Source organism: Pseudomonas sp. NPDC012596 (genome assembly GCF_042902325.1).
Lineage (GTDB): Bacteria > Pseudomonadota > Gammaproteobacteria > Pseudomonadales > Pseudomonadaceae > Aquipseudomonas.
Window position 1 is genome coordinate 67,884 of record NZ_JBIBEB010000003.1, and the last position, 14,616, is coordinate 82,499.

Annotated in this window: 17 protein-coding genes; 12 read left to right on the top strand and 5 right to left on the bottom strand. The window is 62.8% G+C overall.

The genetic code is table 11. The features are described 5' to 3' along the window. Positions 1–57: 57 nt before the first annotated feature. A complete protein-coding gene (locus ACFY68_RS04895) occupies positions 58–672 on the bottom strand; it encodes a transcriptional regulator (protein WP_387523887.1) in 615 nt (204 codons plus the stop codon). A 278-nt stretch (positions 673–950) separates the two neighbouring features. On the opposite strand from ACFY68_RS04895, the gene ACFY68_RS04900 reads away from it, so the two are divergent. Further along, positions 951–1,937, top strand: a complete 987-nt coding sequence (locus ACFY68_RS04900; RefSeq protein ID WP_387523890.1) for a DNA-binding protein — start codon at positions 951–953, stop codon at positions 1,935–1,937. A gap of 299 nt (positions 1,938–2,236) precedes the next feature. Here the strand turns inward: ACFY68_RS04900 and ACFY68_RS04905 are convergent, their stop codons facing one another. Further along, a complete protein-coding gene (locus ACFY68_RS04905) occupies positions 2,237–2,488 on the bottom strand; it encodes a hypothetical protein (protein WP_387523893.1) in 252 nt (83 codons plus the stop codon). Between the two features lie 13 nt (positions 2,489–2,501). Next, positions 2,502–3,002, bottom strand: coding sequence for a DUF4142 domain-containing protein (locus tag ACFY68_RS04910; protein WP_387523896.1), 501 nt, complete (start codon positions 3,000–3,002; stop codon positions 2,502–2,504). Between the two features lie 172 nt (positions 3,003–3,174). On the opposite strand from ACFY68_RS04910, the gene ACFY68_RS04915 reads away from it, so the two are divergent. The 3 genes from ACFY68_RS04915 to ACFY68_RS04925 are packed head-to-tail and all read left to right on the top strand — an operon-like array spanning position 3,175 to position 5,816. After that, positions 3,175–3,417, top strand: a complete 243-nt coding sequence (locus tag ACFY68_RS04915; RefSeq protein ID WP_346613294.1) for a hypothetical protein — start codon at positions 3,175–3,177, stop codon at positions 3,415–3,417. Next, positions 3,414–4,208, top strand: coding sequence for an exodeoxyribonuclease III (xth, locus tag ACFY68_RS04920; protein WP_387523899.1), 795 nt, complete (start codon positions 3,414–3,416; stop codon positions 4,206–4,208). The genes ACFY68_RS04915 and xth overlap by 4 nt, the downstream gene beginning before the upstream one ends. Positions 4,209–4,250: 42 nt before the next feature. After that, positions 4,251–5,816 (top strand): diguanylate cyclase, encoded by a 1,566-nt coding sequence (locus ACFY68_RS04925; RefSeq protein WP_387523902.1) that lies wholly within the window; start codon positions 4,251–4,253, stop codon positions 5,814–5,816. Between the two features lie 52 nt (positions 5,817–5,868). Here ACFY68_RS04925 and ACFY68_RS04930 read toward each other — a convergent pair whose 3' ends face one another. Continuing rightward, positions 5,869–6,582: an MgtC/SapB family protein gene (locus ACFY68_RS04930; protein ID WP_387523905.1), complete on the bottom strand. Its 714-nt coding sequence runs from the start codon at positions 6,580–6,582 to the stop codon at positions 5,869–5,871. A gap of 411 nt (positions 6,583–6,993) precedes the next feature. Between ACFY68_RS04930 and ACFY68_RS04935 the strand changes: the two genes are divergently transcribed. After that, positions 6,994–7,461 (top strand): sterol desaturase family protein, encoded by a 468-nt coding sequence (locus ACFY68_RS04935; protein ID WP_387523908.1) that lies wholly within the window; start codon positions 6,994–6,996, stop codon positions 7,459–7,461. A 5-nt stretch (positions 7,462–7,466) separates the two neighbouring features. Here the strand turns inward: ACFY68_RS04935 and ACFY68_RS04940 are convergent, their stop codons facing one another. Beyond that, positions 7,467–8,366: a bile acid:sodium symporter family protein gene (locus ACFY68_RS04940; RefSeq protein WP_387523911.1), complete on the bottom strand. Its 900-nt coding sequence runs from the start codon at positions 8,364–8,366 to the stop codon at positions 7,467–7,469. 194 nt (positions 8,367–8,560) lie between these two features. On the opposite strand from ACFY68_RS04940, the gene ACFY68_RS04945 reads away from it, so the two are divergent. The 7 genes from ACFY68_RS04945 to ACFY68_RS04975 all read left to right on the top strand — a co-directional run bounded on the left by ACFY68_RS04945 (position 8,561) and on the right by ACFY68_RS04975 (position 14,615). After that, complete coding sequence (locus ACFY68_RS04945; RefSeq protein ID WP_387523914.1) at positions 8,561–9,448, top strand: Dyp-type peroxidase; 888 nt, start codon at positions 8,561–8,563, stop codon at positions 9,446–9,448. 82 nt (positions 9,449–9,530) lie between these two features. Next, positions 9,531–10,439, top strand: a complete 909-nt coding sequence (locus ACFY68_RS04950; RefSeq protein ID WP_387523917.1) for an aldo/keto reductase — start codon at positions 9,531–9,533, stop codon at positions 10,437–10,439. A 4-nt stretch (positions 10,440–10,443) separates the two neighbouring features. After that, positions 10,444–11,751, top strand: a complete 1,308-nt coding sequence (locus ACFY68_RS04955; protein ID WP_387523920.1) for an NTP/NDP exchange transporter — start codon at positions 10,444–10,446, stop codon at positions 11,749–11,751. Positions 11,752–11,863: 112 nt separating this feature from the next. Then, on the top strand, positions 11,864–12,046 hold the full coding sequence (locus ACFY68_RS04960; RefSeq protein ID WP_346613303.1) for a KGG domain-containing protein: 183 nt from the start codon (positions 11,864–11,866) through the stop codon (positions 12,044–12,046). Between the two features lie 62 nt (positions 12,047–12,108). Continuing rightward, positions 12,109–12,309, top strand: a complete 201-nt coding sequence (locus ACFY68_RS04965; RefSeq protein WP_387523924.1) for a hypothetical protein — start codon at positions 12,109–12,111, stop codon at positions 12,307–12,309. Positions 12,310–12,327: 18 nt separating this feature from the next. Next, positions 12,328–13,662 (top strand): iron-containing redox enzyme family protein, encoded by a 1,335-nt coding sequence (locus ACFY68_RS04970; RefSeq protein ID WP_387523927.1) that lies wholly within the window; start codon positions 12,328–12,330, stop codon positions 13,660–13,662. Beyond that, the gene (locus ACFY68_RS04975; protein ID WP_387523930.1) at positions 13,662–14,615 is read left to right on the top strand and encodes a methyltransferase; all 954 of its coding nucleotides are present in this window, start codon (positions 13,662–13,664) and stop codon (positions 14,613–14,615) included. The genes ACFY68_RS04970 and ACFY68_RS04975 overlap by 1 nt, the downstream gene beginning before the upstream one ends. Position 14,616: the final 1 nt, after the last annotated feature.

Sequence of the window (14,616 nt, forward strand, 5' to 3'; positions counted from 1 at the left end):
GGAATACGAGTCCACAATAGACTCAATATCCACAATGGACAAGTGCTTGACACATTTTCAGACGGGCTGATCCCGCAGCTCCTTCAGGTATTTGTAAACGGTCGCCCGGCCCATGTTCAGCACATTGGCCACATAGTCGGCCCCGCTGCGGCCTTCGAATGCGCCTTCGGCATGCAGCGCCTCCACCAGGGCGCGCTTCTCCTTCATCTTTAAGGTGCGCAGCGACAGGTTGCGCGCCTGGAGCCAGGCGTGAAGGAAGGTATTGATGCGCTCCTGCCAGTCATCCTTGAACAGTGCGTCCGGTTGCGGCACCAGGCGGCTGATCTTGAAGAACGCATCGAGTGCTTCGCGGGCTTGCTCCAGCACCGAGAAATTCAGGTTGATGCACAACAGGTGCTCAGCTTCGCCGTTCGGGTTGTACAGCACGGTGGTAATGGAGCGGATCTTCTGGCCGTCCCAGTTGAGCTTCTCGTAAGGCCCGAGCTTGGCCGCGTTGCGAAAGTCGCCCAGTTCAAGGTCCAGCGCCGAGTCATCACCCAGTGCACGCTTGGAGAAGTTATTGGCGATGTGGACCACCGTCTGGCTCTTCACCTCGTGAACGATGACTTCAGCGTGAGGGAAGAGCAGCAGCGCGATGCTGTCGGCGATTGCCTTGTAGTTTTCGATGTTCATCTTGGGCCAAGGGTAAGGGCTTGATTGGGCGGATAGCCATTTTGTCCATGGTGGACTCAAGCGCCACCTAACTTCAAGGCGGCTGCACACTCACCTTTGGGCCCCTTTCGTACTGCCACCGCTACCTAAGCCCACCTGAAACCCGCTTTTCACACCTTCTCATGCGATAAGCCGTGATTATTAAGCCTTAGTAATCGCTTGAAATAACGCCTGAAAAAAGACAGAATTCGTATGTAAATACATAGTACGTACCACAACACGAAATCGTAGGAGCAAACATGGCCCGGGGCGGCATCAACAAGGCGGTAGTGCAGCAGGCAAGGCAGGTGCTGATCGCCCGGGGTGAATACCCCAGTATCGATGCGGTACGCATCGAGCTGGGCAACACTGGCTCGAAGACCACCATTCACCGGTACCTCAAGGAGCTGGAAGGGATTAAGCCTGCGGCGCTGCAGGGCACCCCTGCGTTGAGCGACACTCTGGCAAAACTGGTGGCGCAGCTGGCAGAGCAACTGCAGGAAGAGGCGGACGCGCGGGTCGAGCAGGCTGAAGCCAGCTTCAACGAACAGCGCGAACAACATGAAGCCCAGTTGCAACTGGCTCAGCAGGCGCTGGCCGCTGCGCACCAGCAACAGCAGATCCAGGACGCCGCCCTGGCCGCCGAGTCGGAGCGCTTGAACGCTACGCAAAGCACCCTGCAAGCCGAGCAGCTGCGCGGCGCCAGCCTCAACCAGGCACTTGGCGAGCTGCAGGTACGCTTGGCTGACAAGGAGGAGCAGGTGCGGTCGCTGGAAGAGAAACACCGGCACGCACGCGATGCTTTGGAGCATTACCGCAGCGCCAGCCGTGAGCAGCGCGAGCAGGATCAACGCCGGCACGAAGCGCAGGTGCAACAGCTACAGGTCGAAATGCGCCAGCTGCAGCAGGGGTTGATCGTCAAACAGGATGAATTGACCCGGCTGCACCGGGACAACGAGCGCCTGCTGGGGGAGCACCGTCAGGCGAGCAGCGAACGCAAGGTTCTGGATGACTTGCTCGAGCAGCGTGATACACAGATCCAGGGCCTGCGCACGATACTGGCCCAGGCGCAGGGCGCCAGCGACGAAATGCGCCGGCAGCTGCATGCGCAAAACCAGAGCCTGGAGGAGAAGCGGGCACTGTGTGCGGAGCAGGGCAGGCAGTTGCAGTTTCTGGAAGATCAATTGCTCAAGCGCGACGAAGCACACAAGGCACATCCGACCATCACCGAACTCGTGCCCAAGTAATTTTGTGGGAGATTACCCATCCCTTCGGCTGCGCTGTCGCGCAGAGAACAAAGCCCGCTAGCGCGCCGCATACCCTGTAGGAGCGGCTTCAGCCGCGAAGCAGGCGCCGCGGTGGATGGCACCGGCTTTGCCGGTGTTCGCGGCTGAAGCCGCTCCTACAGGATCCGCGCCAAATCAGTAAGTTAGCGTTTGTTCTGTGGGAGCGGGCTTGCCCCGCGAACACCGGCCATGCCGGTGCCATTCGCCGCGGCGTTTGCATCGTACACAAACCCGCTCCCACAAAGCCTTGCCAGGCGGGTCTAACCCTCAACCTGCTTTGCCGCCTCAACGCCGGCCGCAGACAGTTTGATCGGGTAACTGATGCTCAACGGCTGATCATTCTCGCTAACCACGCTGCCGTCCTGGATCAACCCGTGCTGCTGCAAGGTATTGAGCACATCAGCGATCGCCTTCTCGCCGCGGTAGTTGTCGAGTACTTCCTTGCCCAGCCCGTGCGGGTGGGCATGCAGCAACCGAGTGAGGATTTCGCTGCGCAAGCTATCGTTAGTCATCTGGGTCCTCCAATTACTTGCCGTGGGTGGCCTGAAGCGCCTTGGCTTGCTCCAGGTGGTGCTCCAGGGTAGGCAGCGTTTCACTGGCGAAAGCCTTCAGCTCAGCCTTGTCGGATGAAGCGGCTTCCTTCTTGAACAGCTCCACGGCTTTTTCGTGGGCATCGACCTGATTGTTGACGTAGGACTTGTCGAACGACTCCTCGCGCCATTCGAGGATCATCTTCTTGACCTTATCGGTCAGTGCAGCTTCGTCTGGCACGCTGATATCGAGTTTTCGGGCGATGTCGCCAAGTTTCTGGTTAGCCTTGGTGTGGTCGGTGACCATCTGCTGGGCGAAGGTCTTGATCTCTGCGTTCTGGCTCTTCTCCAGGGCCAGGTTGCCGGTGACCACCTCGGCGATCCCGGCCTCGGTGGCCGCGTCGACGAAATCATCGGACGACGCCGCCATTGCCTGCCACGACGCCATGCCCAGCACCAGCGACAAACCTGCGCGCTTGATGAACAGATTGCTCATGTTTCACTCCTTGCTATCGGTGGCGCGACCTCAGTGTCGCTAACGGTTGAGCCGCGCGCAGGGCCATAGGTTTAATTTTTTTTGCGGCCAGGGCGACCACCACGGCATTGCGGTTGAACGATGCCCGGCAGCTAAGCTCACACATTCAAAGGTTGCCGCAAAGGAGCAGAGGATGAGCATCGAACGCAGCATTCCCGAGCTTGAAGCCTGGTACGCGCAGTACGACGATGACAGTTACCGGCGCGAATCACCGGACGCCTATCACCATGAGCTGGTGCGCACGGCCGAAGCGCTGCGCGACGATGGCGCCATCGACTGGGACGACTGGCTGGCACTCAAGGCGCTGGCGGATGAAGCCCACCTGGGCGCGCTGCAAGCGGCAGTGCAGGCCCATGTGGAAGACCCGGACGCATGAAAGCCCTGCGCATCGCCACCTTCAATATCAACGGCATCCGTAGCCGCCTGCCGGCACTTCTGGCGTGGCTGGAAAGGGAACAGCCCGATGTCGCTTGCTTGCAGGAACTCAAGGCAGCCGATGCCCAGTTTCCGGGCGAAGCCTTCGAGGCGGCGGGTTATGGCTACCTGCATCACGGCCAGCCGTCATGGAACGGGGTGGCGATACTGGCGCGCGATAGCCAGCCTTTGGAAGTGCGCCGCGGGCTGCCAGGCATGGAAGACGACGACCAGAGCCGTTACCTGGAGGCCGCAGTGCACGGGGTGCTGGTTGGGTGCCTCTACCTGCCCAACGGCAACCCGCAGCCGGGGCCGAAATTTGACTACAAACTGCGCTGGTTCGAAAGCCTGAACGCCCATGCACGCGGCTTGCTGAGCAGTGGCCACCCAACGGTGCTGGCGGGCGACTTCAATGTGGTGCCGACCGATTTCGACATCTATGACCCCAAATCCTGGCGCAAGGATGCCTTGCTCCAGCCCGCGTCCCGCGATTGCTACCAGTCGCTACTGGAGCAAGGCTGGACCGACGCCATCCGCGCGCTGTATCCCGAAGAGCGCATCTATACCTTCTGGGATTATTTTCGTAACCACTGGGCACGCAACGCCGGGCTGCGTATCGACCATCTGTTGCTCAACCCGCAGCTTGCGCCGTACCTCAAGGCGGGCGGGGTCGATGCCTGGGTACGCAATGAACCCAAAGCCAGTGACCATGCGCCGACGTGGATCGAGCTGGGTACGCGCAAGCAGCGCTGAACTATAGTGGTAAGCGGCGAACGCTTGAGGGCAAGGAGTTCCATGAGTGCGGCCAAGAACCAGGACGATGACGGGCTGTTCGGGGTACCCGGTGAGGGGCGCGCCGTAGCGCTGTTCCGCCTGGTATTGACGTTCATGGCCGTGGTGATGATGACCTTCGTGTTGATCGAAGGTTGGCGCATCTGGCGCGACTACCGGCACGCCTTCACCAATGCCGAGAACATGGTCAGCAACCTGGCCAGGGCCACGGCCCAACATGCAGAGGACGCCATCCGCCAGGTCGACGCCATTACTGCAGCACTGGCCGAGCGCCTGGAAGGCGATGGCTTCAGCCACCTCGACCGGCCACGCCTGCACGCCTTGCTGGCGCAACAGAAGGCAATCATCCCGCAGTTGCAGGGTTTGTTCGTGTATGGGGCCGATGGCAGCTGGATCGTCACCGACCAGGCTGCGATTCCACCCAAGGCCAATAATGGCGACCGTGATTACTTTGTATTCCACCGTACCCATACCGACCGCAACGTGCGCATCGGCTCGGTGGTGCGCAGCCGCTCCAGCGGCGATCTGATCATTCCCATCTCGCGCAGGCTGGACAACCCAGACGGCAGTTTTGCCGGGGTATTGCTGGGGACCATTAAAGTGGATTGGTTCGTGCGCTACTACGGTGACTTCAGGATCGACGAACGCGGCGCGCTGGTGCTGGCCAAGCGCGACGGCACTATTCTGGTCCGCCGGCCATTCGTCGAGCAGGTGGTAGGTCGCAGCCTGGCCAACAGTGAGATTTTTCGCGATCACTTGCCCTATGCCAGCGAGGGGCTGGCCGAGGCGGTGGCGGTAGTGGACGGAACACCGCGCTTGTACGCTTATCGGGCACTGACGAGTTACCCGATGGTGGTGGAGGCAGGCTTGTCCCGTGAGTCGATCATCGCGCCCTGGCGGCATGATGTATTCAAGTCGGTGGCGGTCTTGCTGTTATTGCTGGTGGGGTTGGGCGCGTTTGGCTGGGTGGTACTGCGCCAGTTGCGCGAGCGGATTGCCATCGAACGGGCGCTGCACCAGGCACATCAGACCCTCAGGTCGCTGGCCCTGACCGACAGCCTGACTGGCCTGGGCAACCGCCGCAGGCTGGACGCGGTGTTCGAGGCAGAGATACGCCGGGCGCGGCGCCACGGGTATGCGCTGGCGCTGGTGATGCTCGACCTGGACTATTTCAAACTGTACAACGACCGTTATGGCCACCCGGCGGGTGATCAGTGCCTGCGGCGGTTTGCCGAGTTGTTGCAGCAGGCATTGAAGCGGCCGGCCGACCTCGCCGTGCGCTATGGCGGTGAAGAATTCACCGTGTTGCTGCCGGACACCGACGTGCAGGGCGCCGAACTGGTTGTCGAAGAAATCATGCAGTTGCTGCGCCGCCAGGTGATCGAGCATGCCGCTAGCCCGCTGGGGCGAGTGTCGGCCAGCGCCGGGATTGCCGTTGGCCACCCGGCACTGGATGCGAGCACCCCGGAAAGCCTGATGGCGGCAGCCGACAGGGCGTTGTACCAGGCCAAGCAGCAGGGGCGCGACGGGTACACCGTTGCAGGCAACATGGCGATGAGCGCCGGCTAGCGCTGGGCAGTGTACTCAACCAACGAGCAGGCGCATTGACATCAAGCGCTCCTTAGTCCGTCGCCAATACCTGCGCTTGCAGCTGCCAGCGCACCGTACTGACGCCTTTCTCCAGGCTCACGCGGCTGACCAGCCGCTCCAGCTGCGCCGGTGCCTGCGGGTTGCCGAGCAGCTCGGCGCGAACTTCCAGGCGCGCTGGGTTGGCCAGGTCTTCGCTGTGCAGCGACTGCAGGCGCAGCTCCGGGTCGCCCAGGCTGTGCAGCATCAGGCTGCGCACCTGGATTTCATCCTCGGCGCGGCATACTACGCGCACTTCGTAGCGTTGTCCGACCTCGCTGGCGGGCAGCACCTCCTGCCGGTCCAGGCGTTGCGCGATATCACGCAGCAGAATGTTGGCACACAGCACCACCAGGCTACCCAGCGCCGCTTCCAGCAGCAGGCCCAGGCTGCACAGCACCCCGACCGCCGCCGTACACCACAGGGTGGCGGCGGTGTTCAGGCCGCGCACGGTCAAACCGTCGCGCATGATTACACCGCCCCCCAGAAAACCGATGCCCGACACCACATAGGCCGCAACTCGTGAGGCATCGGTGGGCGCCATGCCCGGTACCGCCTGGGTCATCAGTACGAACAAGCAGGCGCCGGTGCTGACCAGCGCATTGGTGCGCAGCCCGGTCAGGCGTTGGCGCAGTTGGCGCTCGGCACCGATCAGGGCACCCAGCAGCAAGGCGATGCTGACACGCAGCAGAAATACTTTCCAATCCATAGCGAACCTCTTGCGCGGGCACGTGCCCGCTCTGACGCCACGTCAGGTGGCGCGGTTGAATAACCAGAAATGCGCAGGACCACGAAGAGGAAGAAAAGAGGAGGGGCTCGAGCCTTGATTGGCTGGAGCAATCCACCGTCTAGCCGATAGCGAGACAGTGGCAGGAAGCTGCCGGACTAGCTCGCCGAGTGGGCCTGTCGCAAGCGACTGGGGCTACTGTCCAAAGCGGGGCTCCTGTTGAGGGATGCAAAATTGCGGGGTGGACCTTACGCCCCGGTTCGCGCAGGGTCAAGGGTAAAAACATGACAATGGCTTCATAAGGAAATGCCCTACAGCCGGTCACTCCACATGGAAAAAAACGCCGCTAATCGGTACCCTTGCGCCATTCTTCGTCTTCCCCCGGACCGTTACATGCTGTTCAACTTCGTCGTGCTGATCGGCACCCTGGTGGCCATGGAAGGTGTCGGTACGCTGGCGCACAAATACATCATGCATGGCTGGGGCTGGTGGCTGCACCGCTCGCACCACGAGCCGCACCTGGGCATGCTCGAAACCAACGACCTCTACCTGGTGGCCCTGGGCCTGATCGCCGCCGCGCTGATGGCGCTGGGCAAGGCTGGCCATGCTCCGTTGCAGTGGGTGGGCGGCGGTGTGGCGGCTTATGGACTGCTGTATGTGCTGGCGCACGATGGCTTTTTCCATCGGCACTGGCCACGCAAGCCGCGCCCGATCAACCGTTACCTCAAACGCCTGCACCGCGCCCACCGCCTGCACCATGCAGTCAAAGGGCGTACGGGCAGTGTGTCGTTTGGTTTCTTCTATGCACCACCGCTGAAGGTGCTCAAGCGCCAACTGCAGGCCCGGCGCAGCCGCAGCTGACGGCGTCAGTTCGCCGTTTCACCCTTGCCTTGCGGTGCTACCGCTGCCTGTCCGCGGCTAACCCACCAGCCAAACCCCGCCGCCGTAAAAAACATGATCAGGCTGTACAGGGCCGCTGGCACCGCCATGGTCGGGTTGTTCAGCAGCGACGGGCTCAAGGCCAGGGCAATCGCCAGGGTGCCGTTGTGAATACCAATTTCCATGCCGATGGCGATGGCCTGGCGTTTGGGGATGCTCAAAAGCCGCGGCACCCAGTAACCGACAGCCAGGCTGATCACATTGAACAGCAACGCCGCCAGACCAACCACGGGTGCGTACTCGACCACGGTCTGCCAGTCCTTGCTCAGCGCCAGCACGATGGTGAATGCCAGGAACAGCGCGGCCACCAGTTTCATGGGCTTTTCCATGCGTGCGGCAAAACCTGGCGTCCAGCGCCGGATCATCATGCCCAGGGCAACCGGCAGCAGGACGATGGCGAACACCTGCATAACCTTGGCAAATTGCAGCGGGATGGCCTGGTCCGACGCCATGAACCAGACCAGCGACAGGTTTACCAGCAGGGGCATGGTCAGGATCGCGATCAACGAGTTGACCGCCGTCAGGGTGATATTGAGCGCCACGTCACCGTGCGCCAGGTGGCTGAACAGGTTGGCGGTGGTGCCACCGGGTGAGGCTGCCAGCAGCATCAGGCCAACAGCCAGCGCCGCTTCCAGCCCGAACCCATTGGCAATCAAAAAGCACACCAGCGGCAGCAGCAGGATCTGGCAGCCCAGGCCGATCAGCACCGGCTTGGGATACTTCACCACGCGGGCAAAGTCGGCCAGTGTCAGCGACAAGCCAAGGCCGAGCATGATGATGCCCAAGGCCAGCGGAAGAAACGTGGACAGCAAGGGCGAGGCGGTCATGGGCAATCACTCGGGCATGGGATCAAGGCAGTCTAGGCCGCGCCTGAACGATAGCTAATTGCAATGCGCCAGCACTTGGTAACCTTTTGTTACTGCAATCTCGCCAGGCCCGGTGCCATCACGTTTGCATGCCGCGTTGCGATGGCCTGCCGCGCGCAGTAGCATGCCGCTTTTTTAGCTAGGATTAGCCTGTCATGCCGTTCCAGCAAGGTCTGCTTGCCACCCCGGTGCCGGGACAAGCCCGTCACCTGTTCTTCACCCTGCATATGCCCCAAGCTTTGCCTGGCGCACTGGATGCTCTCTTGCCGCATGTCGATGGCCAGCGCCTGATCGTCGGCATCGGTGCCCCACTGGCCAAGGCCCTGGGCCGTGAAGTGCCAGGCCTGCGCCCATTCCCGCAGCTGGATGCGGCCGTGGAGAATCCAAGCACCCAGCATGCCCTGTGGCTATGGCTGCGCGGGGATGAGCGCGGCGACCTGCTGCTGCAGGCCCAGGCCCTGGAACAGGCACTGGCCCCGGCCTTGCGGCTGGCCGACAGCGTCGACGGCTTCCTGCACCGTGGCGGCCACGACCTGACCGGTTACGAAGACGGCACCGAGAACCCGGTTGACCAGGCTGCCGTCGAGGCTGCCATCGTTGCCACCGAGCAGCCGGGCCTGGCAGGCTCCAGCTTTGCCGCCTTCCAGCTGTGGAAGCACGACCTGGAATACTTCAAGTCGCTGCCCCAAGTGGACCAGGACAACATCATCGGCCGTCGCCTGAGCGACAACGAAGAGCTCGACGATGCGCCAGAATCGGCCCACGTCAAGCGCACCGCCCAGGAAAGCTTCGCGCCCGAAGCGTTCATGGTGCGGCGTTCGGTGGCGTGGGCGGACAGCCGCGGCGCCGGCCTGGCATTCGTCGCCCTGGGCCACAGTTTTGACGCGTTCGAGGTGCAATTGAAGCGTATGAGCGGCCTGGAAGACGGCATCATCGACGGCCTGTACCGTTTCAGCCGCCCCCTGACCGGTGGTTTCTACTGGTGCCCACCCATGACCGCGAAGAGCCTGGACCTGAGCCTGCTGCTGCAAGCTGATCACTAAACATCCAGATACAGAATCACCTGCCAGCGTGGGGCGATGCGGCTAGCCTTGAAAGTTTCCGACTCATAATGGGAGCTTTGCCATGTATGCACGTCGCGATGTCCTACGTGCCGGGGCGGCTTTGGGGCTGCTTGCCACCGTGCCTTGGCTGCATGCGGCACCTTCTGCCGGGTTGCTGACACGCAAGGTCCCGTCTACCGGCGAGGCCTTGCCGGTGATTGGCGCTGGGACCTCCGGCAGCTTCGAAGTCGAGCCCGGCTCTGCCGAGTACCTACAACTCAAGCAGGTGCTCAAGGCGTTTTTCGACGGGGGTGGCAAGGTCATCGACACCTCGCCGAACTATGGCGGCGCCGACAGTATTCTCGGCCAGCTGCTGGAGGAGGGCGGTTGGCACCGGCAGTGCTTCATCGCCACCAAGATTGCCGCCGACAGCCGCGCGGATGCCGAAGCGCAATGGGCCCAAAGCCTCAAGAGCCTGCGCACCGACAAGGTTGATTTGCTGCAAATCCACAACCTGCGCGACTGGCAGACGCAACTGCCCTATGCCCGTGAACTCAAGCAACAAGGCAAGACCCGCTACGTCGGCATCACCCACTATTTGAACAGCGGCCAGGACGAGGTTGCGCGCATCGTGCGCAACGAGCCGCTGGACTTTATCCAGATCAATTATTCGGTCAATGCGCCACAGGCCGCGCGTGAGTTGTTGCCGCTGTGCCAGGAAAAGGGCATTGCAGTGCTGATCAACCGCGCGTTTGACGACGGCCGGCTGTTTGCCAAGGTCAAGGACCAGCCCTTGCCAGCCTGGGCCGCAGAGGCGGGCATCGGCAGCTGGGCGCAGCTGTTTCTGAAGTTCGCCATCAGCCACCCGGCCGTGACCACGGTGATCCCGGCCACCGGCCGGCCCGATCGCCAGCTCGACCAGCTCAAGGCCGGGCACGATCCACTGCTCACCCAGGCGCAGCAGCAGGCGCTGATCAAGCAGTTCGGCTGACGCCATGGCCAACTGGCGCAAAGGGCTGAACATCCAGCCCGGGGAAGGCCCCGCCGTTGCTGCAGGCCTGGCACTGTTCTACCTGCTGTTCACCGGCTATTTCATGCTACGGCCGGTACGCGAAACCATGGGCGTAGCAGGCGGTGTCGACAACCTGCAGTGGCTGTTCACCGGCACCTTCATTGCCACGCTGGCTTGCCTGCCGCTGTTCGGCTGGCTGGCCTCAAAAGTGCGTCGGCGGCATATCCTGCCCTGGACCTACGGCTTCTTCGCCAGCAACCTGCTGCTGTTTGCCGTGCTGTTTGCCCGCGCGCCGGACGATCTGTGGAATGCCCGGGCGTTCTACATCTGGTTGTCGGTGTTCAACCTGCTGACCATCTCGCTTGCCTGGAGTGTGCTGGCCGACCTGTTTTCCACCGAGCAAGGCAAGCGCCTGTTCGGCCTACTCGCGGCCGGGGCCAGCCTGGGCGGCCTCAGCGGGCCAATTTTCGGCACGCTGCTGGTTGCGCCACTGGGCCATGCCGGCCTGGTCGTGCTGGCTGCGCTGTTTCTGCTGGGCAGCATTGCCGCAGCGGTTTACCTGCAGCACTGGCGTGACCGCCACCCGTTGCCGGCTCACAGCGCCCAGCCTGCCTCCAAACCCTTGGGCGGCAATCCATTCGCCGGTGCCACCGCTGTGCTGCGCTCACCGTACCTGTTGGGGATTGCCCTGTTCGTCGTGCTCCTGGCCAGCGTCAGCACCTTCCTGTACTTCGAGCAGGCGCGGATCGTCAGCGAAACGTTCACCGACCGCACCCGCCAGACCCAGGTGTTCGGCCTGATCGACAGTGTTGTCCAGGCCCTGGCGATCCTTACCCAGGTGTTCATTACCGGCCGCCTGGCCAAACGCATGGGCGTGGGCGTGCTGTTGGTGGCCGTGCCCTTGGTGATGGCGGCCGGGTTCCTGTGGCTGGCCCTGGCGCCGGTATTCGCGGTGTTCGTGGTGGTGATGGTCGTACGCCGCGCCGGCGAATACGCCCTGGTGCGGCCAGGGCGGGAGATGCTGTTCACCGTGTTGCCGGCCGAAGACAAGTACAAGGCCAAGAACTTCATCGACACAGTCGTCTATCGCGGCGGCGATGCATTGAGCGGTTGGGTCAAGCGCGGGCTGGATGTGCTGGGGGACCATCCCCAGCTGGCCATGATCATCGGCGCCGTGCTCGCGCTGGGTTGGGGCGTGACCGGTGGTTGGCTCGGGCGGCGGCAGCGACAGCTGGACGCGAGCGCGCCGGCATCCACTGGCGCACCAAATACTCCACCGCCGCTTATTTAACGCCACCGGTCCGAACCCTTCGCAATAAAACGAATGTCTCGATATCGCTGAACTCCGAACCTATGTACGGCAGTTGTGCCGTGCATCCCGAAGTCACATGAGGTTTCGCACCATGGACAAGAAAGAAAAGGGCAGTACCGGCAGCCAAGGTGGTCAAGGCAACCAAGGCGGTACCAAAAACCCAGGGAACTTCGCCAATGACCGCGAGAAGGCATCCGAAGCCGGACGCAAAGGGGGCCAACAGTCTGGTGGTGGCCACACCAACGACACGAGCCGCAAGGGCGGCCGTTCGTAAGTGACGTAGCGCAGTGCCGGGGCAACCTGGCACTGCGGTTCACCTGCACACGAGGACATCCCATGCGCTTGATACCGATTATGGGCCTGCTGGGTAGCCTGACCCTGGTTGGCGGCTGTTTTGATCGAGACTCCGATCACCCGGCCAAGGACGCCGACCAGAGCAAACCCTCCCTGCAAATGCAGCAGAACACCGAAAAACCCGCACCACAACCTGCGCCAGGCCCCGAGCCAATGCCGCAGCAGCAAGGCCAAAGCCAGTAACCAGACGAGGAGTGCGGTATGACGGCCCTTACCCGCAACGATTCACCTTTGGCGCCAGCCACGACCGCGCATCCAACCCTCGCCGAACGCTACCAGGCATTACTGGCTGGCACTTCCAGCGACACCCACCATTGGCTTGCCGAACAACTGGGCAAGGCCTTTGAGCTGGCAGACGACCTGCCGGACAGCCCAGACCAGTTGCATGCCTGGAGCGTGCGTCACGCCGCACAGGTAGCTGCGGATTACGCCCACTACCTTGAGCAACGCGCGCAAGGCGCGCCACGCAAGTATTTCACCCATCGCGCCCAGGCATTGTGGTTTCTGCAGCAAGTGGCGCCGACCAAGGCGGTCGATGGTGCCTGGCTGTTCAGCGCCTTGCGCCACTGGCAAGACCCGCGCTTTCACGGTTTGATACGCACTTACCTTGAAGAGCTGGGCGACGGTGACCCGCGTTGCAACCATGTGTTGATCTACCAGCGGCTGCTCAGCCGGCTCGGCTGCCTCGAGCCCGTGTCGCTGGATGACGCGTGCTATTTGCAGGGCACCTTGCAACTGGCGCTGGGCGCCTGCGGTGATGACTACTTGCCCGAAGTCATCGGCTACAACCTTGGCTATGAACAGCCGCCGTTGCACCTGCTGATCACTACCTACGAGCTGGCAGAGCTTGGCATCGACGGCCACTACTTCCAGCTGCACGTGACCATCGACAACGCTGCCAGCGGCCATGCCAACAAAGCCATAAGCGCGCTGCAGCAACTGTGCCCGCGCGAGGGCCGCGAACTGTTCTATCAGCGGGTCAGGCACGGTTATCGCCTGAACGACCTGGGCACCGACACGCCGACGCTCATCAGCCGCTTCAACCTCGACGCCCAGTTACTGGCAGCGCTGGAGCGCAAGCGCCTGTTCGGGCAGTTCATGCACGCCGACCGTTGCCGGCTGCAGCAGCGCACCGTCAACCAGTGGCTTGCCGAGCCCGGGGCGCTGCCGGCATTTTTGCAGGCCTTGCAAGCACAGGGCTGGATCAAGCGCGGCGTGGACCCTGCCCAGAGCCGCTGGTGGTCGCTGATCGAAGGCCCGAGCGCGCCGATGTTCGGCGTTTTCGATGCTTACGAGAAGCAGCTGTGGCACGACTGGATAGCAAACGGCTGGCAAGTGCGGCTGCGCCGCGTGCCCCCAGGCAGCTGGGAGGCAGCACTTGGGCAGGAACCGCCGCCTGCCACCCGCAAGCAGTCGATGAACATCGACACCCTGATTGCGCAAATGGCCGGTAATCGTCATGCATTGCCAGACGGCCTGCAGGCCACTCGTACCTACCTTCATGTAACCGGCCTTGCCCAGGAGGGCCCGCACTGATGCTACCCGACCCGCACCAGGCCCAGGCCGATGCAGCGCTGCTGCAACTGGGGCGGCGCCTGCGCGCCGACGGCTATCGTTTCACCTGTGTGACGCCCGCTACCCATGCCCGTAACAACGCCAGAGCCGGGGCGCAGCGTGCGGGTAACTTGCGCGATGTGTTCGGCTGGAGCCGTGCGTTTTCGCCCTCGCTGATATCGGCTGACGCGCTGGAACAGCTGCGCACCGCGCAGGTAGTTGATGATGACGGCGAGCTGCTGCGTAGCCGGGTGCGCTGGTCCAGCCTCGATGACCTGTTGCTGGTGCATTCTGCCTACCCGACCGAGGCCAGCGATGCGGTGTTCTTCGGCCCCGACAGCTACCGCTTCGCCCAGGTCATCCACGACCACCTGCAACGCAGCCCGGTACGCGTCGAACGCGCCGTGGACATTGGCTGCGGCAGCGGAGTGGGTGCCTTGCTGATCGCTCGCGCCGTGCAACACGCCCACGTCAGCGCCGTCGACATAAACCCGCTGGCACTGCGCTACACAGCGATCAACGCCGCGCTGGCGGGCGTGAACAATGTTGCCATTCAGCCCAGCAATCTGCTCGACGCCCTTAGCGGCAACTTCGACCTGATCGTCGCCAACCCGCCGTACATGCTCGATCACAACCATCGCACCTACCGCCACGGTGGTGGCGACCTTGGCGCGGCGCTGTCGTTGCGCATCGTCGAGCAGGCCTGCGAGCGCCTTGACCCGGGTGGGTCGCTGCTGCTCTACACCGGCGTGGCCATTGTCGAAGGCCGCGACCCTTTGCTCGAAGCCATTCGCCTGCGCCTGGCCGGCCCGGAATGGGCCTGGGTGTATCGCGAAGTGGACCCGGACGTATTCGGCGAGCAATTGTCAGAGCCAGGGTACGAGCGCGTCGAGCGCATCGCGGCCGTGGCCATGACCGTCAACCGCAGCGCTTGAC